Source organism: Paenibacillus sp. XP01 (assembly GCF_057364885.1).
Window position 1 is genome coordinate 5,878,526 of the sequence record NZ_CP139481.1, and the last position, 24,099, is coordinate 5,902,624.

A 24,099-nucleotide genomic window follows, 5' to 3' on the forward strand; every position below is an offset into this window, starting at 1 on the left:
TGGCTTATTTGGGATACGCCAGCTCCATCTTGGTCAAATGATCCTTGTGGCCCACGATAATGAGCACGTCCCCTTCTTCGATCCGATCCTCGGCATACGGCGAAATGTTCATTGAACTGCCTTGGCGAATCGCCATGACGTTACAGCCAAAGCGCGCTCGGATATTCAGTTCCAGCAAGTTTTTGCCGATCATCTGCTCCGAAGCCTTCATTTCGAGAATGCTGTAATCTTCGGACAACTCGATATAGTCCAAAATGTTGGGCGAAGTCAAATGATGCGCAACCCGCAGTCCCATATCCCTTTCCGGATAAATGACCTTGTCCGCTCCGATCTTTTGCAGCACTTTGCCATGAAGCTCGTTCTGTGCTTTAACAATCAACACCGGAACGCCCATATCCTTCAAAATTAGCGTCGTCAGAATGCTCGCTTGAATGTCCTCGCCAATCGCAACCACCACGACGTCAAAATTACGAATGCCCAGCGCCCGCAGCGCTTCTTCGTCGGTGGAATCGGCCGATACCGCATGCGTTACGATATTCGACATCTCTTGAGTCCGTTGTTCGTCCGCATCGATGGCGAGTACGTCAAAGCCCATGCTGCTGAGCGCATTCGCCACACTGGACCCAAACCGTCCCATGCCAATGACGGCATATTGCTTTTTTGCCATAAGGGTCTAACCTCCCGCTCCGTGCTTCAACATCCTTCGTAGTATACCACAAAGACCGACAAACTTGAATGCGCTCACGGTCTGCAGGGAACAGTATAAGAGCAGCCGAATATACGAGGAGGGACTTGCGATGCCAATTACTTTAAGCCTGCGTGAAGCGATTGTTCATAAGGTTCATGACAAAAGCGATGCCCAGCTCCGCGAAATGATTGAAGGTTCTGTCGACGGCCCTGAAGCGGCCTTGCCCGGACTGGGTGCCATTTTCGAAATGATCTGGAAGAACACCGATCCTGCCAAACAGGATGAACTGATCCAGGTAGCACAACAGCATCTGCACACGATTCCCGTTAAGCCCCTGCGATAATGTCGGGAATGGCCGGGAATAGACTGTCACCCGTTATTACGTTGTTCTGTCTGCACACAGCATTTGCCTGATCGGTCCGAATTATGCTCCGCGGTTCTTAACTTGCGGCATTGTTCAGTAAAGCCGATTGGCTTGGCTTACCGAATCACAAAAACAAGGTACAGCTCTTGATGAGCCGTACCTTGTTTCCTATGAAAGCCCATGAACTGCACCATCAACTTTATCGACGGCCGAACTGAATTAAAAAAAGACCGAAACACCCTTCACAGGGGCTTCGGCCTTCCTTTTGTTGCTTTGCATAACACACGTAACTTGTTTTATTAAACGCTACTCCTAGAAAAACGAGGCTTATGGCGCCGTCTCCAGGAACTGAGCGGTTGGGTTTTTGTCCATGGCCGTTCTCATTGCATATTCATTTTCGAACAGGACCACGTAATTTCCTTTTTTGTCCTTCACCAACGCCGAATTGATGCGGAACTTGCTCGGGTCCAGATTCTCGTCAATGATCCAACGGGCGAACTGATACGGCATGCGCTGAAGCTGCACGTCCACGCCATACTCGCCTTTCATGCGGTATTCGAACACCTCGAATTGGAGCTGGCCAACTACGCCGAGCAGCGTTTCATCGAAGTTGACCGTCTGGAATACCTGGATGGTGCCTTCTTCGGTCAGCTGGTCGATCCCTTTTTGATATTGCTTATGCTTGAGCGCGTTCTTCACCGTAACTTTGGCGAAAATCTCAGGAGAGAATGTAGGCAGCTCGTCAAAGACGATTTCGCTGCCTTGGCTCAGGGAATCCCCGATGCGGAAGATGCCTGGGTCGAACAAACCGATGATATCGCCGGCGTATGCCTCTTCCACGATATCCCGGTCCTGTGCCAAAAATTGCTGCGGCTGCGACAGCTTGATTTCTTTGCCGACACGAACATGCTTGACGCTCATGCCGCGTTGGAACTTGCCGGATACGATGCGCAGGAACGCAATGCGGTCCCGGTGTGCAGGGTTCATGTTGGCCTGGATTTTGAATACGTATCCGCTGAATTTCTCGTTCGTCGGTTCAATTTCGCCAGCCGTGCTGCGGCGAGGCTCCGGTTTCGGCGCGAGCTGCAGGAAGTTCTCCAGGAACGTTTGCACGCCGAAGTTGTTGATGGCACTGCCAAAAAATACCGGCGTCAATTCGCCGCGCTGTACTTTTTCCATGTCGAACGGATCTCCCGCCACATCCAGCAGCTCCAGGTCCTGACAGAGTTGATCATGCAGGTACTCGCCCGCCATCTCGCGGATGACCGGATCTTCATATCCGTCCACTTTTTGCACCTTGATCGTCGAATGGTCGTCCCCTTGGAACAGCTCCACCTGATTTTTCATCCGGTCGTACACGCCGCACAGATCACGTCCCGATCCGATCGGCCAGTTCATTGGCACGGAACGGATACCCAAGACGTTCTCCAGCTCTTCCATCAGATCGAACGGGCTTTGCCCCTCGCGGTCCAATTTGTTAATAAACGTAAAGATCGGAATGCCGCGTTTCGCGCAAACCTGGAACAGTTTGATGGTCTGTGCCTCGACCCCTTTGGCCACGTCGATCAGCATGACCGCGCTATCCGCCGCCGTCAGCGTGCGGTACGTATCCTCGGAAAAGTCTTGGTGACCCGGTGTATCCAAAATGTTGACGCGGTGTCCCAAGTAATCGAATTGCATCACGGAGGACGTTACCGAGATCCCCCGCTGTTTCTCGATTTCCATCCAGTCACTTGTCGCGTGTTTGCTGGCTTTCCGTGCTTTGACCGTTCCGGCGAGGCGAATCGCGCCCCCGAACAGCAACAGCTTCTCGGTTAGTGTCGTTTTACCCGCATCCGGGTGAGAAATGATGGCAAACGTCCGGCGTTTGTCCACTTCCTGTTGTAAAATCTGATCTTCAGCTTTGCTCATTCCCTCTATTCCTTTCGTCCGTTCATTCTAAAGTTCAGTCTCCGGCAGTCGCCGGAAGGTTATTCATCGATATGCAGTCCGGCATTTGCCGGTTGATGTGATCCGCTGGCGTTCAAACCTATGCTTGAACCATTTTACGCATTTACAACGGAGTTCATCCTCCCTGACCTGTTGTATTATTGCATGCCGTTACTTAATATGTGTATTCAACTTTCCTATTGTACCATAATCCCGGCCGAAAATAACCGATTCCATGCCGCAGAGTTCATCCTTTTTCGCAAAAAAAGAGCACCCGCGGCCCGGTGAAGGCTTATGGGTACTCAATCCTGCTTTTGAGCATACACTTCGTATTAGAAAATCAATGCATCCAGGGCATATTGACCGCCGCCTGTAAGTGCCAATGCAACCCCGACGGCCAGAATGGCCAGGTTGTATTCGTATCCGTTTTGCGTAGACCAGTAACCGTTCGCTCCATGCACTTTGACAATGGCAATGACCATCGTGAGCGCAATCAGAACGCCGCCAACCGGAGTGAGCAATCCCAGGGCCAGCAACAATCCGCCGCCAAATTCCGCAAGTCCTGCTAGCAAGGCAACCACCGCACCCGGTTTCATGCCCATCGATTCAAACCAACCGCCTGTGCCTTTAATGCCGTAACCCCCGAACCAACCAAACAGCTTTTGCGCGCCATGCGCCATAAACGACAGTCCAATCACCAAACGAAGCAACAACAATCCTACATCCAACATACTTTTCTCCTCCTATCAAATATATGCAAAATAGTATTCTTAGAATAAAGATATTATGCTAAAATATTTCCTTCATGAATGATTCTGCTCTGTATCCCCTTCTGCCGTGTCTTTTTCATCTCATGAATCTTTGGGTGATCCCCGCATCGTGCCGACATCACTTTTTCTTTTGCGTAATCTCTTTATGTCCTGGAATGAGTATATGTTATCTACTTACTTTTTGTCAATAACTTATTTTAGTAATGTTTGTACCATTATTATCATCATCGCAAAAAAAGCCCGAAAAACGCATAATGATGCGCTTTCCCGAGCTTCGCATATCCCCTGTCCATACGTTCAACCAAATAGGTTGAGCCGTATTTCATCTATTTTTCACCTGATTAATGATTGAATTGCCACACCACTTCGTCTTCAGCCTGCCCGTTTACCGGCCACCAGTGGAATCCGTCTTGTTCCAGCAAAGCATTCGTTGCTTCCGGTCCCCAGGTTCCTGCCGGGTAGGTGTGCAGTTCCCCCATGTTGTTCGACCAAGCCGCAGCAATGCGATCAACGAAGGACCAAGCCGTCGCAACCTCGTCCCAACGCGTGAAATACGTGGAGTCCCCTTCCGCCGCATCGTGCAGCAAACGTTCGTATGCCTCCGGCGAATTGATGCCGATCATGCAGCTCTGGCAGAAATCCATGGCTAAAGGTTGGATTTCCGAATCCGAGCCCGGTTTTTTGGCATTGATTTTGATATAGATGCCTTCCATCGGATTCACGCGAATCACGAGCAGGTTCGGCTCCAATTTGTACTTTTGACCCAGGTACACGTTGCTCGGCATCGATTTGAACTCCACGACGATTTCGGTCGTTTTGACCGGCAGCCGTTTCCCCGTCCGGATATAAAAAGGAACTCCTGCCCAGCGGAAATTGTCCACGAAGACCCTTGCTGCAAAATACGTCTCGGTCGTGGACTGCGCATCCACTTTGTCCTCTTCGCGGTAACCCGGCAGAGGTTCGCCGCGGAACGTTCCTGCCCCGTACTGGGCCCGAACCACATTCCGGCGCACGTCTTCATCCGAGGAAAACGGGCGCAGCGAGCGAAGCACCTTTACCTTCTCGTCCCGAATATCCTCGGGATACAAACGGCTGGGCGGCTCCATCGCAATCATGGCCAACATTTGCAGCATATGATTTTGCCCCATGTCCCGCAGTGCACCCGAGTGGTCGTAATATCCGCCGCGCTCTTCCACGCCGACCGTTTCCCCGAGCGTAATCTGTACATTGGCAATATGCTTGTTGTTCCAGAGCGGCTCAAAAAAGGCATTGCCAAACCGGATTACTTCGATGTTCTGCACCATTTCCTTGCCAAGGTAGTGGTCGATCCGGTAAATCTCTTCTTCTTTGAACACTTCTCGAATCTGCTCGTTCAACTTCTCCGCCGAGGGCAGATCATAGCCGAACGGTTTCTCGATGACCAGCCGATTCCATCCGCTGCCGTCCAGCATGCCTCCATCACGGAGACTGTAAGAAACGCTGCCGAACAGCTCCGGCGCAAGAGCCAAATAGAACAAACGATTGCCCGGAATGTTGAATTGTTCTTCCAGCCGTGCAGTCTGGACGTTTAACTCCCTGAAACCATCCACATCATTGATATCCAACGAGGTATACTCGAAATGTTCGGTAAACCGATTCCACTTCTCTGTTTCCTCCACAGGGTAACGACAAAATTCCTGGATCGATTCGAGAAGATCTTCTCTGAATTCCTCGGGAGACCGTGGGCGGCGCGCTACGCCAATAACGGCGAAATCCTCGCCTAATTTCCCTTCCCGATAAAGACTATAGATTGCTGGAAACAGTTTCCGGCGCGCCAAGTCTCCGGTCGCCCCAAAAATGAGAAATATTGCGCCTGGCGTCTGAACTTCGTGCTGCATTTGTTTTTCGACCATGAGCTCCTCTTCCTCCCGCAAAAGCGATTCGTATCGCTTCTTTGATTAAGTCGTAGAAGTTACCAGTTTTAGTCAAAACATATGTCATCGCCTGCAGAGTTGATGACATTTTAGCATAAAGCATGAATACTTGCATTAATTTTCCTGTTGCTTTCTATCAATATTCAATCGTTATAATCGGGAACCCTACCGTAATTCGATTCTCTTCCCGATTTTGGTCCGTGTGTACGGCCAGCTGCATGTTCAGTTCGCGAGAGGCGCTCGCGATGGAAAGCGGCAGCCCGGGTACTTCGTAAGATACGGCCACCGTGCCGTTGTCCGTATATCGCTCCGCCTCGTGAACATCAAGCCGGGAAGCCATCGCTCGTTCGGCCTGCTCCAGTTGTTCCCCTGCATTTGTCAGCGACGCAGCTTCTGCAGGTGTACTGCCCTGCATGGCAAAATTCCACGCTGCCTGAAGCCCTGCTTCGTTCAGCAGCCGCCCGACCTCCTCATGCAGCGAGAGGAATGCGTTCATATCCGATTTCTCATCGCCCGTTAACTGCACGATGAGATAATACTCGCCTTCATCAACGACGGCTGCGTTTACAAGGACCCCCGCCTGCAGCTCTCCCCCTTGCCGTTCGCTGCGGTATACCTCATGTCCCGTTTGAATGGTTTGTTCGGGTTCAGGTAGCCCAAGCTGCCGGGACAATACGGATGCGGCTGTCTGCGCATTTCCCTTTCCCTGACCCTGCCATTTAACGATCATGCGATCCGCTTTATCCATGGCCAAATGGCCGGTATGTATAAGTGCTTCAAGCTGTGTTCTTTCGGATTCAGACTTAAGCGGCTGTTTGTCCGCGTACACCCGACTCACTCCGACCAAAACGATAACCAATGCAAGCATCATGCCCGCTTTCATCCAATGTGCCTTCATGTTCAGCCCGCCTTTTCTATAATCTATCAATCTATCAACAGCATGCCCCGGATGATCCGGCTATAAACACAGCAACACAAAAAAGCCCAACCTGCCATAAAGAGGATGGCAAATTGGGCTTCCGACCGAGTCAGGAAGGTATACCTGATGATCAGTTATTGCATTTTCTGCAATTAGTGCAGTTTTCGGGTTATCCGTTCATTCGATATGTTCGGCCCTGCTCAAGGCATAGCTCGCTTTTATTCGGCAAGGCCGTTTTTATATGCATAAATCGCTGCTTGCGTGCGATCATCCACGCCGAGTTTGGCCAAAATGTTGGTCACGTGGAATTTGACGGTTTTGATGCCGATCACGAGGTCGTCCGCGATGTCCTGATTCGACTTCCCTTGCGCCAACAGCCTCAGCACGTCCATCTCCCGATCCGTAAGCTCTTCATGGGCAGGCGCGGTCGCCTGCGGTTGACGGAAACGGTTCATCATTTTGGAGGCCACCTGGGACTCCAATACAGACTGGCCGCGAGCGGCAGCACGAATGGCATCGGCAACTTCGTTGGCCCTTGACGTTTTCAGCAAATAACTGAACGCGCCCGCCTCAATGACCGGATACATCTTCTCGTCATCCAAATAACTCGTAAGCACAATGACCTTGCATTCCGGATACATTTTAAGCAGTTGTCGAGTTGCCTCGATGCCGTCCATGCCCTCCATCACGAGATCCATAAGCACCACGTCCGGTTTGTACTCCTGAGCCAGGCGAATGCCTTCTTCTCCGCTGCCGGCTTCGCCCACGACTTCAATGCCGTCCTCCGTATCCAGCACCGCGGCCAGACCGATGCGCACCATTTCATGATCGTCCACGAGCAGTACCTTGATCGACGTTTCGTTATCCGATTCCATCTCGATTTCCGTTTCCGTTGCCATGTTCTTCCCCGCTTTCATCGTTCATCAAAGGTATCGTAATCTCAATTCTTGTTCCCTTCCCGGGAGCGGTGACAAATTGGATCGCTCCGCCGATTTCCGTAACGCGCTCACGCATGTTCGCGAGCCCATAGGAGGCCTGCTTCTGGTCATTCAACTCAAAGCCTTGCCCGTCATCGCGAATGAGCACCCGAATCGCATCCATTTTGCGCTGCAGCCGAATCTCCATTTTGTCCGCCTTCGCATGGCGCAACGTGTTGGACATGGCTTCCTGGATGATCCGGAACAAATGGTTCTCAATGCCCTTCACCAAGTGAATGTTGTCATCGATTTCAAGCACGATTTCCATCGGCACTTTCGTTTTCAATTCCATCACCAGGTCGCGAAGTCCCTGCTCCAGCTGTTTGCCCTCCAAGTATACCGGCCTTAAGTGGAGCAATAATGCGCGCATCTCCGATTGCGCGACGGATGCCATCTCTTCGATGAGTGCCACTTGTCTCTGTGCCCGATCAAAATCTTGGCCCATTTTGCGCCCGACTGCCGTCGCCGTCATGGAAATGGCGAACAACTGCTGTGATACGGCATCATGCAGTTCGCGAGCCAAGCGCTGTCGTTCCTCCACGATCGCCGTAATGCGCGCCTGTTCCGCAAGCTGTGCATTGTTGGTGGACAAACGCTGCAATGAAGTCACCTGTTCTTCCCACTTTTTGCCGATGCGTCCGAGTTGTTCACTCAGGCGACCCACATCATCCGGGCCGAGATCGGGCACCGTACGGGAAAGCGATCCTTTCTCCCATTGAAGCAGCGTCTCCCGCAGCAGTTCAAGCCTTCGTTTGACGCGGTAGCTTTGGTAAAACCCGAATATTGCCCCGATGGCAACCAGGAGCAATAGCAGCGGCAGACCCGCTTGGAGCAAATGCCGCCAGCCTGCAAAAGGAGCCAAAAAACCATATGTATACAATACATACAAAATGACGGCCAGCACAACGAAAACAAGGAGGATCCCCTCACCCATGCTTCGGGTTACCATATCGGCATGTCGTTTCGTTTTCAACAGGGTCTCCTCCTCTTTGCATTTATTAACTTACTACGGTTTACTGATAAATAAGTCGCCAACAATATAGGAAATGACAAATTTTGCTTTATGTTCACTGGATTCATATCCAGGAGTTCTCCATACCAGTTTGTTCATCATTCCGCTGTCCTGCTCGCCCAGAAATTGAATGCGCCCGAACAAGACAGAGGCTTCGATTTCGACGCCGTAATCTTCAGGCAAGTTCAAACGTACATTTCCCATGACACCCTGGAGCAATACGACGGTTTGCTTTTCTTCCGGCAGGGAGAGGGACAGATCGGCATTCACTTCGCCGAGGACATGCCACAGGCTCATGCTGCGCAGCGTCCAAGGGGCACGATCCCAATAATAACGGGCCATAAAGTTTTGTTTGCGCATCACTTTTTGATGCAAATCCATCTTTTTGTTATTCGAATAAAAATAAGCGAGTGAACCAAGCACAATCAAAAACACGATCATTAAGTTGTCCAGCAATAGCAAGCCTGCGCCGATGCCCAGACAACGGTAACCTTTGCGCGTATCTCCTTTGCGGACTTGAAGCATCCCGATCGTTAACAGGATGAGTGCGGCAGCCGTCAGCACGTTAATATGGCGATTCAGCAGCATCACAACGCCGATGGCAATGATCACTACGGCAAGCCATTGCGCTTTTCTGTTCATATCTGCCACACCTCCTCTGTATGCTGGTGAACCCTTGTCGTTGGAAAAGCCATACCAGGCATCTTTCATCCCGTATGGCTTTACCTTTTACTCTACAAACCGTTCTCTATTCACGATTTATAGAATATCATATTGTTTGCTGACCGAACAGTTATTCTTTGGTTGTACCTGCATCATTTTTGGCGCCATTGCCCAATTTGTTTTTGAGGGCTTGCAGCTGCTGGTCGACTTTGAATTGTTTTTCAGCGTCCGCTGGGTTGGTGTACGTTGCGTTAGTCGCATGAGCATTGCGATACGGTGCACGCATTACGTCAGCCTCTGCTTCCATTTGCATGATTTTTTCTTCCATACGGTGGAACCCAAGCGATGCACTTCCGCTCTCGATCGTATGCAGGCTGTTGATTTGCGACATTTGTTTTTTCGCTTTGGCCATTTGAGCACGGGATACAAGCTCATTGCGTTTGTTGCGCATTTTGTAAAACTCGTCTTTCATGTCATGCAGCTGTTGCAGCAGGTCTTTGGCTTGTGCTTCAGATTGTGCATGCAGCTCGCTGTACTCGGTGATCTTTTGATCGAAATAGATTTTTTCTTCCAGCAGCTTGCGCGCTACCTCTTCCTGACCGTTTGCCAAAGCCGCTTCGGCTTGAGATTCGCGTTGTACGGAAGTACGCTCAGCTTCATCCAGACGCTGCTTCATGCGGCGCTCGTTGGCCATTTGTTTTGCTACCGTTACTTCAGCCTCATGAATTTCGGCCTCCATATCGCGCAAATATTGGTTGAGCATTACGATTGGGTCTTCTACTTTATCCAAAAGATCATTCACCGACGCCTTTGTCATATCCTTAATCCGTTTAAATACTCCCATGTTATTTTTCTCCTTTCTCGTAACGAGATAATTTTTGGCGAAGCTCTTCGACTTCTTTTTGCAATGCTTTTTTCTCGATATCCTTCATCATGGAATCCAGTTCGCTTTCCTGCTGGTTTCCTGCGTAATTGCCGTCATAACGCGTTCCCTGATTAGGTCTGTTGTTATACCCTGGACCCGGTCCGAAACCGCCGGAACCCTGGTTGAACGGGCCTTGGTTGAATGGACCTTGGTTGAACGGCCCTCTTGGCGGATGTTGATCGTGACCCTGGAAACCTCGGCCGGGACCTGGCCCGGGGCCATATGGATCATATGGAGGGTAAGGTTCCTTCGGCACAACCAGTGCGGCGATGAAGTAGATCAGTAACGACGTGCCGCCCGTAACGAAGATGCTGATGACAAAGATGATACGCAGCAGCGTAGAATCCATGCCGATCGATTCGGAGATGCCGCCGATTAATCCGGTAAGCATCCGGTCACGCGTTGAGCGATATAGTTTGCTCATGTCGTGTTACTCCTTTCTGTCATTTGTATCCTCTTCCGAAATCAGGGCCGTATCCGTACGACTCACCAGGGTAAGTTTCCTTTGGTACCAACAGTGAAGCGATGAAATAGATCAGCAGCGACGTGCCGCCCGTGGCAAAAATACTGATGAAAAAGATGATGCGCAGCAGCGCGGAACTCACGCCGAGGTTTTCGGAAATGCCGCCGATTAGGCCTGTCAGCCTACGATTACGCGTCGACCGAAATAATCTGTTCATGCTTGGTTACTCCTTTCTGTCGGTATTCAGCTTCTGTCTCAGGCGCTCCAGCTCTTTATCGAGCTGGGAGGATGAGATTCCGCTTGAGGTGTCTCCCTGCCCCATTCTTCGCAAATCCCGAAGACTCTGGGTTTCATATTCAAGATCCGATACTTGATCATCCAAACGATTGAACATGCGAGGAACATTTTGACCATTATACTGGCTGCGCTGATTCATCCGCTGCTGCAGTTGAATCGTCTGCATCCGGGCGTAATAATATTGGCGCTTGCTGTATACGGTTTGATATTCAACCTTCAGTTGGTTGATTTGCTCATCCAGTTCCTGCAAAGCGGAGTTGCTTTGTTGGTACAGTTCGTTGTACTGCTCCATCTTTTCTTCGTAGATGATTTTTTCCTGCAAGGCTAGCTTGGCAAGGTGCTCTTCCCCGGCTTTCAAAGCCATCGAAGCTTGCTCCTCCCGTTTGTGTACCATGGCGGCGGCCTGATCGGCCTGTTGTTTCATTTGTCTTGTGTGTGAAGCATACTGGTGACGGAGCTTCTCGGCTTCGCCAATATCCTGGCGGGTCGAGACCAGAAACTGGTCGATCAATTTCACTGGATCCTGACTTTGCTCCAAATGCTCATTCAATGTTGCTACGGTAATGTCCCGCATTCGACGAAATACACTCATTATGCTCTGGCCCTCCTTTTCATAATCGTTAATGGCTTAGTACCGACGATATCCGCGTTTGTTGTTCAGCATGGAGATTCCGAAGATGATTAATCCGATAGCGATGATCGGACCGATCAACCAGGACAGTTTGACCATCAGCGAAAGAATACCGATGAGGAGAACGATCCATCCCAGAGCCACATTGCCTCGCTTCACGCCGTAGTATCCAAGTGCAATCATCAGAATCGGAATCAGATAACCTGTCAGATGTCCCAACAATGGAGTCAATTTCCCGAAGAGAAGCAGTACGCCGAGTGCGATAAAGACGATCGCCCAGCCATTTCCTTTGTTCCATCTCATGTTCTTGTTCACCGCCCTTTCAGTTCGTTTATTTCTTGTTTAACCTTATGTCCTTATTCTAGGGGAATCCGACGTTTTTCAAAACAGACCGCGGACGGTTTTTCATCCTAGACTCTGGTCGGGGAAGGATTTGGACCTTCGGCTGTCCGTACGCTGGACCTCGATTCTCTGCATGGATCCCGGCCTGTTATGCTTCATTAACCATGTCAAACGCGTCTTCATCCAAGATGAAATCGGTGCAGCGAAGCACATGCAAGCACTGTGCACGTTTCCTGTCCCTCTTTTATGAGGTAATGAACGGCAATCCTTCTTTAACACATTACTTTTTTATCCAATTAAACAAAATGTTGTTGTTCTTTATGTAAGCGTTTACTAAAATAGAGTTGAAACCAACTTCATTCCAGAACGTCAGGAGTTGACTATGGGAGCACACAGTTATCTTCATCGGATGATCATTTTTGGCATGCTGTTAAGCACTCTCCCCATGCTGTTAACCGGAATTGCCGCTTTTTTCTATACAACGAACCAGAGCGAGCTGCATCAGCTTCAGACGAACAAACAGCTGCTGAATCAGATGCAGTCCAACGTAGAACATAAACTCGGTACTATAAGCTACATGCTGGATCAAGCAACACGTTGGCCAGCCACGCTGGAGCAGCTGTCAGCCCCACGCCTCGACGCGAAGACACCCAGCGCCGACCGGCTGCAGACCGAATTTCAAAATATGCGTTCCTGGGAGCCTTCCATGGATATCGCGCTCATTAACCAAACGCAGGACTGGCTGATCGATCATGCCGGAATGTATTTAAGCACAGAATTTCCGCTGGCTCTTCCCATGAAAGAAATGCTCTCGAAAACGTTAACGTCCGGTTGGCAGCTCATACCCTCGAGCGTGTTCAACAACCCGGAACACATCTCGGATAACGGTTGCATCTATCATATTGCCCTTGCCAGGCCAGTTCCGCACCTGAGTGCGCCGACCCATTCCGCTGTCATTGCAGGAATTCCTGCCTGCTCGTTGCAAAGCCCGGCCGATATGGAGCAAACCTCGGCTGCAGGCTTAATTATCGTCAACCGGGAACAACGCATTTTGGCCCATCCCAACCCCGCTTATATCGGCAAGCCGCTTGCGGGAATGGATATGCGGGAAGAAGAGTCTGGAAACAACATGTCTGAACGGCTGCCTTCGGCATCATCCCATGCAGCGGGAGAAGCCAAAGTACGTCTGGGCGACTCGCGGTACTCTTTGTCCTACACCCAATCCTCATTAAGAGGCTGGACCTACATGCTTTTGACGCCAATGAACGTGCTGACCCAGGAATACACGCGCATCGCCGAGCATACCCTGCATGTCAGCCTGATCATGTTGTTGGTCTCTTTAGGGTTAACCTGGCTAGGCTCCAAACGAATGCATGTCCCGATTCGCAAACTGTTGGCCCATGTCGGCCTTCATTACCATCCATCCGTGCGTCAAGCGATGGCTAAGAAGCGTGCAAATGCTTTCCCCACTGAGTTCGAGCAGATTCAGGCACGCTTTACGCAGATGGTGGATTCCAGCTCACGGCTTGAAAACCGCCTGAATCAGTACGTGCTTCAAATGCGTGTTTTTTTTGTCATGGACATGCTTCTTGGCAAATGCTCCCCTTCGGCTCTTCAAAGCGGCTTGATTGAGCATGGGTACGGTCACTATCTGGACCAGTGGCAACATGTTGCCGTTATTGTCATTCAGGCAGATCTTGTGCATCAATCCAAGTATACGGTGAGCGATCTCGATTTATTGTTGTTCGCCGTGCAAAATATGATGGAGGAAACGTTAGACGAACATCACCAGCTATACCCTGTAGTATTGGAACAAACTGTAGTCACTATATTGGGGGACGCTGAATCGGATCCGGTGAAATTTGCCGCACATCTGCATGCCATGACCGGACAATTGCAGCAGCAGGTCGAACAAGTGCTTCAACTCACAGTGAGCATCGGGTTCAGCCAACCTTGGACATCTCTCCTGCAAGTACATCGTGCCTATTCCGAGGCCTTAAAAGCACTGCACCAGCGTTTGCGGCTGGGCACAGGCATTATCATTCAATATGAGCAGCCGATTCATAGCAGCAGCCCAGCATCTATCAGTTATCCTTCATCCTTGGAGTACGCTCTCGTTCAAGCGATTCAGGCCGGCGACGAAGGTGAAGCGGAAATGCTGCTGTCCCAGATGCTCGAGCATGTTCTGGATCCGGAATGCCATTCTGAAGATTATCATCTGGCTCTGGCCCGACTGCTCACCCGTATTCTGCAGATGCTGCATGAGAGCGGGATTCGGCTTGATCCGACAACTTCCGGCCATGATTCATTGTACAAGGAACTATTTAACCTTCGATACGCCTCAGAAGTGGAGCATTGGTTCAGTCAGCGGATGATCAAACCCATCATTTTGCTTTTCAAGGAGAGACAAGTTACACAGTACCGTCATATTTCGGACAAAATGATTGCGATCATCCATCAGGAATATGATAGAGATCTCACGCTAGAGGAGTGTGCTGCCAGGCTTCACTATAATGCCAACTACTTAAGCAGTGTGTTCCGCAAGGAAACGGGATCGTCATTCAGCGAATATTTGGCCAAACATCGGTTCACCATCGCCAAAAGATGGTTGGAAGAAACGGATCTGACCGTAAAGGACATCTCTAACCGGCTTCAGTATAACAATCCGCAAAACTTCATCCGTTCCTTCCGCAAATGGGAGGGAATAACCCCGGGCCAATACCGGCTTCGGCAGCAGAACCTGCATGCCGAAAGACAGGTTTAATTTCTAATGAGCTGCCCAGGCCATGAAATACATTCGCTGTTCTATAGCTGCAATCCAGTTTTCTGAAGGATAATTTTTGAAAATTTTCGGGTTTCCTCTATCATATGAGCTTCAGCCCGTTCTAAAAACCTGTTTGAAGGAGCACTACGAGGGATTTGGTCTGTTATTTATGGGGAGAATCCATTTCGTGAAAGGGTACAAGGTATACCTCGGAACCATGCATGCAAAAGGGGCAGCTTCCACTGCCCCCTTGGTTTTTCTGATCATACTATTATATGAACAACCGTTCGTAACTTCATGCTTATTTCCGTACAGTTTTCATCTGAGGTTGATCGAGTTGAATCAATATTTTTCCGAATCGTCCTCCCCGCGTAAACGTGACGACGTCATCCGAAAATGTCTTTCTAATGTGCACTTCAGCAAGTCGCAGAGTCTGTTCATCCGTTGGCAGCTTGTACGTTTTGAGCCATTCCGGCAGCTTATGCACGACATCCTCCAACGGCATCTCCAACGTAGTCGTTTCTTTGGTGATAATGCTCGTATAAGAATACCCCTTCAAATATAGAAGCTGTTGGATGTATGCCATATCTCCTGCTCTGAATGTCGATTTTACCCCCAACACCTCTTTCAACTCATCCATTAGGGTGTGCTCGCGTGGAGCCGCCATCGTGCTGATATACACATATTGCCTGGCGCAGAGGATGGCTTGTTCCACCGTCTCCCAGTCGGACATGGCTGGACACATGGAGGCAAACACCAAGTCGAACTTCTTTTCCCAGCCTTTGTCCTGAATGGACAATTCCTCAAAACGTTCCGACACAATGTCGATCCTGGATCTTAATTCGGCAGGAATGGTTTCTTTCATCAAAGCGGTCAGAAAATGCGAAGGTTCAACAGCAGTAACCGTTGCTCCTTTTTCCGCGAATGGTATGCTGAACGCACCTGAGGCGGCGCCGACATCCAGTATCGTTAACCCCTTATATTCGACGCCCTGATTCTCAATCCAGCCCATAATACGACCAGAACGTTGTTTGCCTTCTTCCGTGAACGACTGATGGTGATATTCTCTGGCCCACCGTTCAAAGGCTTCCTCCGTATCGAACGGATAGCTCCCTTTCCTGGGAGGCATGGACACCTTTCTCTTTCTCCAGGCTTCTTCCCAAAGAGATAGGTCAAATAATAATTGCGAATAATCGTGTTCTGTATGCAAATCCGGCACTGTACTCCCACCTAATCATTTCATTTTGTAAGCATATAGATAAACAAAAAAAACAGCCCATTAGATGTAATCTCTACTGGACTGTTTTCTTAATACTGAATACCGGCGAGAGGACTCGAACCTCCACGGTTTCCCACTCGATTTTGAGTCGAGCGCGTCTGCCATTCCGCCACGCCGGCATATTTACTGGAGGCGCCACCCAGATTCGAACTGGGGATAAAGCTTTTGCAGAGCTGTGCCTTACCACTTGGCTATGGCGCCATATTCTATTGGAGCGGACGACGGGAATCGAACCCGCGACCCTCGCCTTGGCAAGGCGATGCTCTACCGCTGAGCCACGTCCGCAAATAATGGCTGGGGATATAGGATTTGAACCTATGCATGACGGAGTCAAAGTCCGTTGCCTTACCGCTTGGCTAATCCCCACTAGAGGGCGATCGAGGGGAATTGAACCCCCGAATGCCGGATCCACAAACCGGTGCGTTAACCACTTCGCCACGATCGCCATAATACATAATTAATAAAGAATTGGCAGGGGCAGCAGGAATTGAACCCACACTAACGGTTTTGGAGACCGCTGTTCTACCTTTAAACTATGCCCCTAAAAGCAATGGTGGAGGCTGATGGATTCGAACCACCGAACCCGTACGGGAGCAGATTTACAGTCTGATGCGTTTGGCCACTTCGCTAAGCCTCCACAATGGTGCCGGCGAGAGGACTTGAACCCCCAACCTACTGATTACAAGTCAGTTGCTCTACCAATTGAGCTACACCGGCATATTCGATTATTAGATTCAATGGTGGCTCGGGACGGAATCGAACCGCCGACACGAGGATTTTCAGTCCTCTGCTCTACCGACTGAGCTACCGAGCCATAATAAAGTTAATCTTGAAACGTTGCACTTTATCCAGGCGTCAGTGCCTTACAGCAGATTTAGTGAACAGCTTCCTCAATGTTTGAAAGAAAATGGCGGAACCGACGGGATTCGAACCCGCGATCTCCTGCGTGACAGGCAGGCATGTTAGGCCAACTACACCACGGTTCCAAGATCCCTTATTTAAAATAAGTTCAATTGCGGGGGCAGGATTTGAACCTGCGGCCTTCGGGTTATGAGCCCGACGAGCTACCGGGCTGCTCCACCCCGCGTCGTTAAAAAAGTATATGGTGGAGGCTGAGGGGATCGAACCCCCGACCCTCTGCTTGTAAGGCAGATGCTCTCCCAGCTGAGCTAAGCCTCCGAACGAGACATTTATGATCATATCATATAATCGATGATAAAATCAAGTCTTTTGGATAAACATGACCCGTAGGGGATTCGAACCCCTGTTACCTCCGTGAAAGGGAGGTGTCTTAACCCCTTGACCAACGGGCCTTGCATTTAAAAATCAGAACGGAGAGAGAGGGATTCGAACCCTCGAGACGCTTTTGGCGCCTACACGATTTCCAATCGTGCTCCTTCGGCCAACTCGGACACCTCTCCATATGGCTCCCCGAACAGGACTCGAACCTGTGACAACTCGATTAACAGTCGAGTGCTCTACCAACTGAGCTATCAGGGAATATTGTTTTGTATTGAAAAACGATCCGCACATCAACTGATGTACCCGTTTTTCACTCAGAGATTGCTCTCTGAAAACTGGATTCGAAACGAAACTTGCGATCTTAGAACCTGCATTTCTTGGATAAGCCCTCGACCGATTAGTACTGGTCAGCTCCATGCATTGCTGCACTTCCACCCCCAGCCTATCTACCTCGTCGTCTTCAAGGGGTCTTACATACTGGGAAATCTCATCTTGAGGGGGGCTTCACGCTTAGATGCTTTCAGCGCTTATCCCGTCCGTACATAGCTACCCAGCGGTGCTCCTGGCGGAACAACTGGTACACCAGCGGTACGTCCATCCCGGTCCTCTCGTACTAAGGACAGCTCCTCTCAAATTTCCTACGCCCACGACAGATAGGGACCGAACTGTCTCACGACGTTCTGAACCCAGCTCGCGTACCGCTTTAATGGGCGAACAGCCCAACCCTTGGGACCTACTTCAGCCCCAGGATGCGATGAGCCGACATCGAGGTGCCAAACCTCCCCGTCGATGTGGACTCTTGGGGGAGATAAGCCTGTTATCCCCAGGGTAGCTTTTATCCGTTGAGCGATGGCCCTTCCATGCGGTACCACCGGATCACTAAGCCCGACTTTCGTCCCTGCTCGACTTGTAGGTCTCGCAGTCAAGCTCCCTTATGCCTTTGCACTCTTCGAATGATTTCCAACCATTCTGAGGGAACCTTTGGGCGCCTCCGTTACTCTTTAGGAGGCGACCGCCCCAGTCAAACTGCCCACCTGACACTGTCCCCGTACCCGATTAGGGCACCAGGTTAGAACCTAGATACGATCAGGGTGGTATCCCAACGGTGCCTCCACACAAGCTGGCGCTCATGCTTCTCAGGCTCCCACCTATCCTGTACAGATCGTACCCAAATTCAATATCAAGCTGCAGTAAAGCTCCATGGGGTCTTTCCGTCTTGTCGCGGGTAACCTGCATCTTCACAGGTATTAAAATTTCACCGGATCTCTCGTTGAGACAGCGCCCAAGTCGTTACGCCATTCGTGCGGGTCAGAATTTACCTGACAAGGAATTTCGCTACCTTAGGACCGTTATAGTTACGGCCGCCGTTTACTGGGGCTTCGGTTCACAGCTTCGGGATTGCTCCCTAACCGCTCCCCTTAACCTTCCAGCACCGGGCAGGCGTCAGCCCGTATACTTCGCCTTACGGCTTCGCACAGACCTGTGTTTTTGCTAAACAGTCGCTTGGGCCTTTTCACTGCGGCCCCCTCGTGCTATTCACACTACCGGGGCACCCCTTCTCCCGAAGTTACGGGGTCATTTTGCCGAGTTCCTTAACGAGAGTTCTTCCGCGCGCCTTAGAATTCTCTTCTCGCCTACCTGTGTCGGTTTGCGGTACGGGCACCTTCATCTGGCTAGAGGCTTTTCTTGGCAGTGTGAGATCATGACCTTCGCTACTGTAATTTTCACTCCCCATCACAGCTCAGCCTTGCGGTTAGCGGATTTGCCTACTAACCAGCCTCACTGCTTGGACAGGCATCCATCAGCCTGCGTCACTACCCTACTGCGTCCCCCCATCGCTCATAACGATTTACGGTGGTACAGGAATTTCGACCTGTTGTCCTTCGACTACGCCTTTCGGCCTCGCCTTAGGTCCCGACTTACCCTGAGCGGACGAGCCTTCCTCAGGAACCCTTAGGCTTTCGGCGGATCAGATTCTCACTGATCTTTTCGTTACTCATACCGGCATTCTCACTTGTATAATGTCCAGCGCTCCTTACGGTACACCTTCAACCCTTATACAACGCTCCCCTACCCCTGATCATAAGATCAAGCCATAGCTTCGGTGGTGTGTTTAGCCCCGTTACATTTTCGGCGCAGAGTCACTCGACCAGTGAGCTATTACGCACTCTTTCAATGATGGCTGCTTCTAAGCCAACATCCTGGTTGTCTGTGCAACTCCACATCCTTTCCCACTTAACACACACTTGGGGACCTTAGCTGATGGTCTGGGCTGTTTCCCTTTTGACAATGGATCTTAGCACTCACTGTCTGACTCCCGGAAGTAAGTCTATGGCATTCGGAGTTTGACTGAGCTTGGTAACCCTTGCGGGCCCCGCACCCAATCAGTGCTCTACCTCCACGACTCTGTTTTCCGAGGCTAGCCCTAAAGCTATTTCGGGGAGAACCAGCTATCTCCGAGTTCGATTGGAATTTCTCCGCTACCCCCACCTCATCCCCGCACTTTTCAACGTGCGTGGGTTCGGGCCTCCAGTGCGTGTTACCGCACCTTCACCCTGGACAGGGGTAGATCACCCGGTTTCGGGTCTACGTCCACGTACTATGTCGCCCTATTCAGACTCGCTTTCGCTGCGGCTCCGGCTTCTCACCTTAACCTTGCACGGGAACGTAACTCGCCGGTTCATTCTACAAAAGGCACGCCATCACCCCTAAAATGGGCTCTGACTTCTTGTAAGCACACGGTTTCAGGTTCTATTTCACTCCCCTTCCGGGGTGCTTTTCACCTTTCCCTCACGGTACTGCTTCACTATCGGTCGCTAGGAAGTATTTAGCCTTGGCAGATGGTCCTGCCGGATTCATACGGGGTTTCACGTGCCCCGCACTACTCGGGATCCGTCTCGGAGGGAGCAGACTTTCAATTACAGGGCTTTTACCTTCTATGGCGGGCCTTTCCAGACCTCTTCGTTTAACCGGCTCCTTTGTAACTCCATGTGAGACGTCCCACAACCCCAGAGAGCAAGCTCCCTGGTTTGGGCTGTTCCGCGTTCGCTCGCCGCTACTGACGGAATCACTATTGTTTTCTCTTCCTCAGGGTACTTAGATGTTTCAGTTCCCCTGGTATGCCTCTCCTGCCCTATGTATTCAGACAAGAGTAACTGGGTATTACGCCAGCTGGGTTTCCCCATTCGGACATCCCCGGATCAAAGCTTGCTTACAGCTCCCCGAGGCAGTATCGTTGTTCGCCACGTCCTTCATCGGCTCCTAGCGCCTAGGCATCCTCCGTGTGCTCTTAGTAGCTTAACCAATTGCTCGGATGAGCAATGCAGTTTTCACTAATGTATAAACTTGTTGACACAAGTTCAGCTAGGATGATTGTTCATCGGTTGCTTGAACCGAATGAGCATTCATCCGAAAAGGAATGTTCTAATTCGCATTTTTCGTTTCGATATCCAGTTTTCAAAGAACAAGCTTAGAAAATCATTGTTGGTGGAGCCAAGCGGGATCGAACCGCTGACCTCCTGCTTGCAAGGCAGGCGCTCTCCCAGCTGAGCTATGGCCCCAAACCTTACTCCAAAAAGTGAAGTTTGCCTACGAGATTGATTCCGATTACTTTTCAGGTACCCCGCATACAAAAACCTTATGAAGTTTAAATGGTGGGCCCTGGTGGACTCGAACCACCGACCTCACCCTTATCAGAGGTGCGCTCTAACCAACTGAGCTAAGGGCCCACAATAATATTGAATTGTCACCCGAAACGGGTTACGCTTGGCGGCTTTCTACTCTCCCAGGACCCTGCGGTCCAAGTACCATCGACGATGAAGGGCTTAACGGTCGTGTTCGGGATGGGAACGTGTGGAACCCCTTCGCTATCGCCACCAAACGTATGAGAGTTTGAACTCTCAAAACTGAGCAACGAGTGAGTAAGTTTGCAGCTGAGCTGCTTATTTGAATGTCTTCATCGCAGAAGACGATTCTCCATAGAAAGGAGGTGATCCAGCCGCACCTTCCGATACGGCTACCTTGTTACGACTTCACCCCAATCATCTACCCCACCTTCGGCGGCTGGCTCCTTGCGGTTACCCCACCGACTTCGGGTGTTGTAAACTCTCGTGGTGTGACGGGCGGTGTGTACAAGACCCGGGAACGTATTCACCGCGGCATGCTGATCCGCGATTACTAGCAATTCCGACTTCATGCAGGCGAGTTGCAGCCTGCAATCCGAACTGAGACCGGCTTTTTAGGATTAGCTCCACCTCGCGGCTTCGCAGCCCGTTGTACCGGCCATTGTAGTACGTGTGTAGCCCAGGTCATAAGGGGCATGATGATTTGACGTCATCCCCACCTTCCTCCGGTTTGTCACCGGCAGTCACCTTAGAGTGCCCACCCGAAGTGCTGGCAACTAAGATCAAGGGTTGCGCTCGTTGCGGGACTTAACCCAACATCTCACGACACGAGCTGACGACAACCATGCACCACCTGTCTCCTCTGTCCCGAAGGAAAGGTACATCTCTGTACCGGTCAGAGGGATGTCAAGACCTGGTAAGGTTCTTCGCGTTGCTTCGAATTAAACCACATACTCCACTGCTTGTGCGGGTCCCCGTCAATTCCTTTGAGTTTCAGTCTTGCGACCGTACTCCCCAGGCGGAATGCTTAATGTGTTAACTTCGGCACCAAGGGTATCGAAACCCCTAACACCTAGCATTCATCGTTTACGGCGTGGACTACCAGGGTATCTAATCCTGTTTGCTCCCCACGCTTTCGCGCCTCAGCGTCAGTTACAGCCCAGAGAGTCGCCTTCGCCACTGGTGTTCCTCCACATCTCTACGCATTTCACCGCTACACGTGGAATTCCACTCTCCTCTTCTGCACTCAAGTCATCCAGTTTCCAGTGCGATCCGGGGTTGAGCCCCGGGATTAAACACCAGACTTAAATGACCGCCTGCGCGCGCTTTACGCCCAATAATTCCGGACAACGCTTGCCCCCTACGTATTACCGCGGCTGCTGGCACGTAGTTAGCCGGGGCTTTCTTCTCAGGTACCGTCACCTTGAGAGCAGTTACTCTCCCAAGCGTTCTTCCCTGGCAACAGAGCTTTACGATCCGAAAACCTTCATCACTCACGCGGCATTGCTCCGTCAGGCTTTCGCCCATTGCGGAAGATTCCCTACTGCTGCCTCCCGTAGGAGTCTGGGCCGTGTCTCAGTCCCAGTGTGGCCGATCACCCTCTCAGGTCGGCTACGCATCGTCGCCTTGGTGAGCCGTTACCTCACCAACTAGCTAATGCGCCGCAGGCCCATCCTCAAGTGACAGATTGCTCCGTCTTTCCAGTTCTCTTCAGGCGAAGAAAACAAGTATTCGGTATTAGCTACCGTTTCCGGTAGTTGTCCCAAGCTTGAGGGCAGGTTGCCTACGTGTTACTCACCCGTCCGCCGCTAACCATCAGAGAAGCAAGCTTCTCATCAAGTCCGCTCGACTTGCATGTATTAGGCATGCCGCCAGCGTTCGTCCTGAGCCAGGATCAAACTCTCCAATAAAGATGAATTTCGGTCACGAGGTTAATCGTGATGAAAATCATCTGAGGTATTGAAAAGAGCGATTAGCTCATTTTGAATCTGACGAGATAAAATATCTCAATGTCGCTCCGGTTTTTATACAGTCATACGACATGTACCAAAAACCTTCACGTTACTCACTCGTTGTTCAGTTTTCAAAGATCAAATCATTGATATGTTTCTCATTTTCCTCACCGCTCATTTTCGGCGGCGACTTAAATAATATATCATATCTTCTGTTTTTTTGTCAACAACTTTTTTAGGAGTTGTTTTTTGATTCTGTTTCGCTCACTTGTTTTCAGATACAAGCTTTTAGCGGAACGAGATATAATGTATCATATCCGACTAATTTGAGTCAATACTTTTTATTAAAATATTTAACCACGTGTAAAACATACAAAAAAGGAAGGGTCTCCCCTTCCTTTTCATACGTTATGCAGTCCGGTAAACGATCAAGTTTCGACCCAATAACGAATCTCGCGACCATTGCCTTCAACGATCGAAGGCCATCCGGCCGACTCTTTGACCATGGACCGGAACACGAGCTTGCGCAAAATTAACGGAAGATCCTCACCTACAAATTTAAGTTCCGGGTGATGCAGCAGCTCATCCATGCACCAGGGTTCCCTGCGGCTTCGCAGCACCCGCAAAAGCAAAGCCGAACAATCCATCATTTTGGACATGACGGAAAATTCGCACGCCAGCAAAGCCAACTCCACGCGTTGCTCCAGCGTTTCAGAGCTGACCGTCATTTCCTCATACAGTTTCCAAAGAGCCCGATCCAGATTGCGGACTTGCGTCCATACCGCATGGTCCGGATACAACCCTTGTTCAATCAGCACGATTCTGGCCCAGTTGCCAAGAGCTTCAAGGACGTTATAATACGCATCAACCACATGACCTTCCTGAATGTACCGTTTGGCTTCAACATACATCCGTAAAAAACAGGCAAACTCATGAAGCAGCTTCTGCTCCTGTAGTTTCGGACCGAAAGCCAATAATTCCTCCCTTAATGCACTCAATGTACCGTCCGATTCCCAAATGATGTCTCCATCGGTCAAACATTTCAGCAGATTGTTGTTCTCTCCCGTAATGATACTGCTTTTAAGTTCATGCAGCCCTGCATATACGATTTGGTAACGAAGATCCCCCGATTTGTAATGGCCGATTCTGGAAGCAATCTCTTCCGTATCGCACACAACCAATACTACCAATTCGAAATCCTGAATCAGGGAGCCGTGGAATCGCTCTCCCGAGCGTGAATAGGCGATGGCCCCCACTGCTGCCGTCCCTTCCGATTGACCGGACAATAAATCCATGTTCTTTAATTCCACGATTCCCTCCATACATTCATGGCGGACTAGCGCCAA

Annotated in this window: 17 protein-coding genes, 17 tRNA genes and 3 rRNA genes; 2 read left to right on the forward strand and 35 right to left on the reverse strand. The window is 50.4% G+C overall.

Annotated elements, in window-relative coordinates:
- Positions 1-4 precede the first annotated feature (4 nt).
- Positions 5-667 carry a potassium channel family protein gene (locus SNR34_RS26445; protein ID WP_236414817.1) on the reverse strand — a complete coding sequence of 221 codons (663 nt, stop codon included), beginning with the start codon at positions 665-667 and terminating at the stop codon, positions 5-7.
- A gap of 130 nt (positions 668-797) precedes the next feature.
- Between SNR34_RS26445 and SNR34_RS26450 the strand changes: the two genes are divergently transcribed.
- Positions 798-1,031 carry a small acid-soluble spore protein SspI gene (locus SNR34_RS26450; RefSeq protein WP_339274615.1) on the forward strand — a complete coding sequence of 78 codons (234 nt, stop codon included), beginning with the start codon at positions 798-800 and terminating at the stop codon, positions 1,029-1,031.
- A gap of 348 nt (positions 1,032-1,379) precedes the next feature.
- On the opposite strand, the gene SNR34_RS26455 is transcribed toward SNR34_RS26450, so the two are convergent.
- The 12 genes from SNR34_RS26455 to SNR34_RS26510 form a co-directional block, all read right to left on the reverse strand.
- On the reverse strand, positions 1,380-2,963 hold the full coding sequence (locus SNR34_RS26455; protein WP_236414821.1) for a peptide chain release factor 3: 1,584 nt from the start codon (positions 2,961-2,963) through the stop codon (positions 1,380-1,382).
- Positions 2,964-3,313: 350 nt separating this feature from the next.
- A complete protein-coding gene (locus SNR34_RS26460; protein WP_236414823.1) occupies positions 3,314-3,712 on the reverse strand; it encodes a DoxX family protein in 399 nt (132 codons plus the stop codon).
- 380 nt (positions 3,713-4,092) lie between these two features.
- A complete protein-coding gene (gene zwf / locus SNR34_RS26465) occupies positions 4,093-5,643 on the reverse strand; it encodes a glucose-6-phosphate dehydrogenase (RefSeq protein WP_339274618.1) in 1,551 nt (516 codons plus the stop codon).
- Between the two features lie 157 nt (positions 5,644-5,800).
- The gene (locus SNR34_RS26470) at positions 5,801-6,562 is read right to left on the reverse strand and encodes a YwmB family TATA-box binding protein (RefSeq protein WP_486180561.1); all 762 of its coding nucleotides are present in this window, start codon (positions 6,560-6,562) and stop codon (positions 5,801-5,803) included.
- A 239-nt stretch (positions 6,563-6,801) separates the two neighbouring features.
- Positions 6,802-7,458, reverse strand: coding sequence for a response regulator transcription factor (locus SNR34_RS26475; protein ID WP_236414886.1), 657 nt, complete (start codon positions 7,456-7,458; stop codon positions 6,802-6,804).
- The gene (locus SNR34_RS26480) at positions 7,445-8,533 is read right to left on the reverse strand and encodes a sensor histidine kinase (RefSeq protein ID WP_343262645.1); all 1,089 of its coding nucleotides are present in this window, start codon (positions 8,531-8,533) and stop codon (positions 7,445-7,447) included. Before SNR34_RS26480 ends, SNR34_RS26475 begins: the two co-directional genes overlap by 14 nt.
- 33 nt (positions 8,534-8,566) lie before the next feature.
- The gene (liaF, locus tag SNR34_RS26485) at positions 8,567-9,214 is read right to left on the reverse strand and encodes a cell wall-active antibiotics response protein LiaF (RefSeq protein WP_236414831.1); all 648 of its coding nucleotides are present in this window, start codon (positions 9,212-9,214) and stop codon (positions 8,567-8,569) included.
- 151 nt (positions 9,215-9,365) lie between these two features.
- On the reverse strand, positions 9,366-10,079 hold the full coding sequence (locus SNR34_RS26490; protein ID WP_236414833.1) for a PspA/IM30 family protein: 714 nt from the start codon (positions 10,077-10,079) through the stop codon (positions 9,366-9,368).
- Between the two features lies 1 nt (position 10,080).
- Positions 10,081-10,584, reverse strand: coding sequence for a PspC domain-containing protein (locus SNR34_RS26495; protein ID WP_236414836.1), 504 nt, complete (start codon positions 10,582-10,584; stop codon positions 10,081-10,083).
- A gap of 19 nt (positions 10,585-10,603) precedes the next feature.
- Positions 10,604-10,840 carry a PspC domain-containing protein gene (locus SNR34_RS26500; RefSeq protein WP_236414838.1) on the reverse strand — a complete coding sequence of 79 codons (237 nt, stop codon included), beginning with the start codon at positions 10,838-10,840 and terminating at the stop codon, positions 10,604-10,606.
- 6 nt (positions 10,841-10,846) lie between these two features.
- Positions 10,847-11,512, reverse strand: coding sequence for a PspA/IM30 family protein (locus tag SNR34_RS26505; RefSeq protein WP_236414841.1), 666 nt, complete (start codon positions 11,510-11,512; stop codon positions 10,847-10,849).
- 36 nt (positions 11,513-11,548) lie between these two features.
- On the reverse strand, positions 11,549-11,854 hold the full coding sequence (locus SNR34_RS26510) for a LiaF transmembrane domain-containing protein (RefSeq protein ID WP_236414843.1): 306 nt from the start codon (positions 11,852-11,854) through the stop codon (positions 11,549-11,551).
- A gap of 421 nt (positions 11,855-12,275) precedes the next feature.
- Here SNR34_RS26510 and SNR34_RS26515 point away from each other — a divergent pair, with 421 nt between their 5' ends.
- Positions 12,276-14,657: a helix-turn-helix domain-containing protein gene (locus SNR34_RS26515; protein ID WP_486180562.1), complete on the forward strand. Its 2,382-nt coding sequence runs from the start codon at positions 12,276-12,278 to the stop codon at positions 14,655-14,657.
- A 301-nt stretch (positions 14,658-14,958) separates the two neighbouring features.
- On the opposite strand, the gene SNR34_RS26520 is transcribed toward SNR34_RS26515, so the two are convergent.
- The 22 genes from SNR34_RS26520 to SNR34_RS26625 all read right to left on the reverse strand — a co-directional run bounded on the left by SNR34_RS26520 (position 14,959) and on the right by SNR34_RS26625 (position 24,063).
- Positions 14,959-15,786, reverse strand: coding sequence for a class I SAM-dependent methyltransferase (locus SNR34_RS26520; protein WP_486180563.1), 828 nt, complete (start codon positions 15,784-15,786; stop codon positions 14,959-14,961).
- 190 nt (positions 15,787-15,976) lie between these two features.
- Positions 15,977-16,055: transfer RNA gene (locus SNR34_RS26525), tRNA-Leu, on the reverse strand.
- Positions 16,056-16,063: 8 nt separating this feature from the next.
- Positions 16,064-16,137: transfer RNA gene (locus SNR34_RS26530), tRNA-Cys, on the reverse strand.
- Positions 16,138-16,146: 9 nt separating this feature from the next.
- Positions 16,147-16,221, reverse strand: a tRNA-Gly gene (locus tag SNR34_RS26535).
- A gap of 6 nt (positions 16,222-16,227) precedes the next feature.
- A tRNA-Gln gene (locus SNR34_RS26540) sits at positions 16,228-16,302 on the reverse strand.
- Positions 16,303-16,308: 6 nt separating this feature from the next.
- Positions 16,309-16,381 (reverse strand) — tRNA-His (locus SNR34_RS26545).
- Positions 16,382-16,405: 24 nt separating this feature from the next.
- A tRNA-Trp gene (locus SNR34_RS26550) sits at positions 16,406-16,479 on the reverse strand.
- A gap of 8 nt (positions 16,480-16,487) precedes the next feature.
- A tRNA-Tyr gene (locus tag SNR34_RS26555) sits at positions 16,488-16,573 on the reverse strand.
- A gap of 4 nt (positions 16,574-16,577) precedes the next feature.
- Positions 16,578-16,653 (reverse strand) — tRNA-Thr (locus SNR34_RS26560).
- Positions 16,654-16,674: 21 nt separating this feature from the next.
- A tRNA-Phe gene (locus tag SNR34_RS26565) sits at positions 16,675-16,750 on the reverse strand.
- A gap of 94 nt (positions 16,751-16,844) precedes the next feature.
- A tRNA-Asp gene (locus tag SNR34_RS26570) sits at positions 16,845-16,922 on the reverse strand.
- Between the two features lie 27 nt (positions 16,923-16,949).
- Positions 16,950-17,023, reverse strand: a tRNA-Met gene (locus SNR34_RS26575).
- Between the two features lie 16 nt (positions 17,024-17,039).
- Positions 17,040-17,115, reverse strand: a tRNA-Val gene (locus tag SNR34_RS26580).
- Between the two features lie 62 nt (positions 17,116-17,177).
- Positions 17,178-17,249: transfer RNA gene (locus SNR34_RS26585), tRNA-Glu, on the reverse strand.
- 19 nt (positions 17,250-17,268) lie between these two features.
- Positions 17,269-17,357 (reverse strand) — tRNA-Ser (locus tag SNR34_RS26590).
- A gap of 3 nt (positions 17,358-17,360) precedes the next feature.
- Positions 17,361-17,436, reverse strand: a tRNA-Asn gene (locus tag SNR34_RS26595).
- Positions 17,437-17,555: 119 nt separating this feature from the next.
- Positions 17,556-20,481: ribosomal RNA gene (locus SNR34_RS26600) — 23S ribosomal RNA — on the reverse strand.
- A 181-nt stretch (positions 20,482-20,662) separates the two neighbouring features.
- Positions 20,663-20,738: transfer RNA gene (locus SNR34_RS26605), tRNA-Ala, on the reverse strand.
- 91 nt (positions 20,739-20,829) lie between these two features.
- Positions 20,830-20,906: transfer RNA gene (locus SNR34_RS26610), tRNA-Ile, on the reverse strand.
- Between the two features lie 35 nt (positions 20,907-20,941).
- A 5S ribosomal RNA gene (gene rrf, locus SNR34_RS26615) occupies positions 20,942-21,058 on the reverse strand.
- A 101-nt stretch (positions 21,059-21,159) separates the two neighbouring features.
- Positions 21,160-22,711, reverse strand: a 16S ribosomal RNA gene (locus tag SNR34_RS26620).
- Together the 16S, 23S and 5S rRNA genes with 17 tRNA genes alongside form the textbook arrangement of a ribosomal RNA operon.
- 470 nt (positions 22,712-23,181) lie before the next feature.
- A complete protein-coding gene (locus SNR34_RS26625; RefSeq protein WP_339274626.1) occupies positions 23,182-24,063 on the reverse strand; it encodes a nucleotidyltransferase-like protein in 882 nt (293 codons plus the stop codon).
- Positions 24,064-24,099: the final 36 nt, after the last annotated feature.

What these genes read in the sequence shown, in the direction of transcription:
- SNR34_RS26445 (WP_236414817.1), bottom strand. Translation starts at nt 667, where the DNA reads ATGGCAAAAAAGCAATATGCCGTCATTGGCATGGGACGGTTTGGGTCC.
- SNR34_RS26450 (WP_339274615.1), top strand. Translation starts at nt 798, where the DNA reads ATGCCAATTACTTTAAGCCTGCGTGAAGCGATTGTTCATAAGGTTCAT.
- SNR34_RS26455 (WP_236414821.1), bottom strand. Translation starts at nt 2,963, where the DNA reads ATGAGCAAAGCTGAAGATCAGATTTTACAACAGGAAGTGGACAAACGC.
- SNR34_RS26460 (WP_236414823.1), bottom strand. Translation starts at nt 3,712, where the DNA reads ATGTTGGATGTAGGATTGTTGTTGCTTCGTTTGGTGATTGGACTGTCG.
- zwf (WP_339274618.1), bottom strand. Translation starts at nt 5,643, where the DNA reads ATGGTCGAAAAACAAATGCAGCACGAAGTTCAGACGCCAGGCGCAATA.
- SNR34_RS26470 (WP_486180561.1), bottom strand. Translation starts at nt 6,562, where the DNA reads ATGAAGGCACATTGGATGAAAGCGGGCATGATGCTTGCATTGGTTATC.
- SNR34_RS26475 (WP_236414886.1), bottom strand. Translation starts at nt 7,458, where the DNA reads ATGGAATCGGATAACGAAACGTCGATCAAGGTACTGCTCGTGGACGAT.
- liaF (WP_236414831.1), bottom strand. Translation starts at nt 9,214, where the DNA reads ATGAACAGAAAAGCGCAATGGCTTGCCGTAGTGATCATTGCCATCGGC.
- SNR34_RS26490 (WP_236414833.1), bottom strand. Translation starts at nt 10,079, where the DNA reads ATGGGAGTATTTAAACGGATTAAGGATATGACAAAGGCGTCGGTGAAT.
- SNR34_RS26495 (WP_236414836.1), bottom strand. Translation starts at nt 10,584, where the DNA reads ATGAGCAAACTATATCGCTCAACGCGTGACCGGATGCTTACCGGATTA.
- SNR34_RS26500 (WP_236414838.1), bottom strand. Translation starts at nt 10,840, where the DNA reads ATGAACAGATTATTTCGGTCGACGCGTAATCGTAGGCTGACAGGCCTA.
- SNR34_RS26505 (WP_236414841.1), bottom strand. Translation starts at nt 11,512, where the DNA reads ATGAGTGTATTTCGTCGAATGCGGGACATTACCGTAGCAACATTGAAT.
- SNR34_RS26510 (WP_236414843.1), bottom strand. Translation starts at nt 11,854, where the DNA reads ATGAGATGGAACAAAGGAAATGGCTGGGCGATCGTCTTTATCGCACTC.
- SNR34_RS26515 (WP_486180562.1), top strand. Translation starts at nt 12,276, where the DNA reads ATGGGAGCACACAGTTATCTTCATCGGATGATCATTTTTGGCATGCTG.
- SNR34_RS26520 (WP_486180563.1), bottom strand. Translation starts at nt 15,786, where the DNA reads ATGCCTCCCAGGAAAGGGAGCTATCCGTTCGATACGGAGGAAGCCTTT.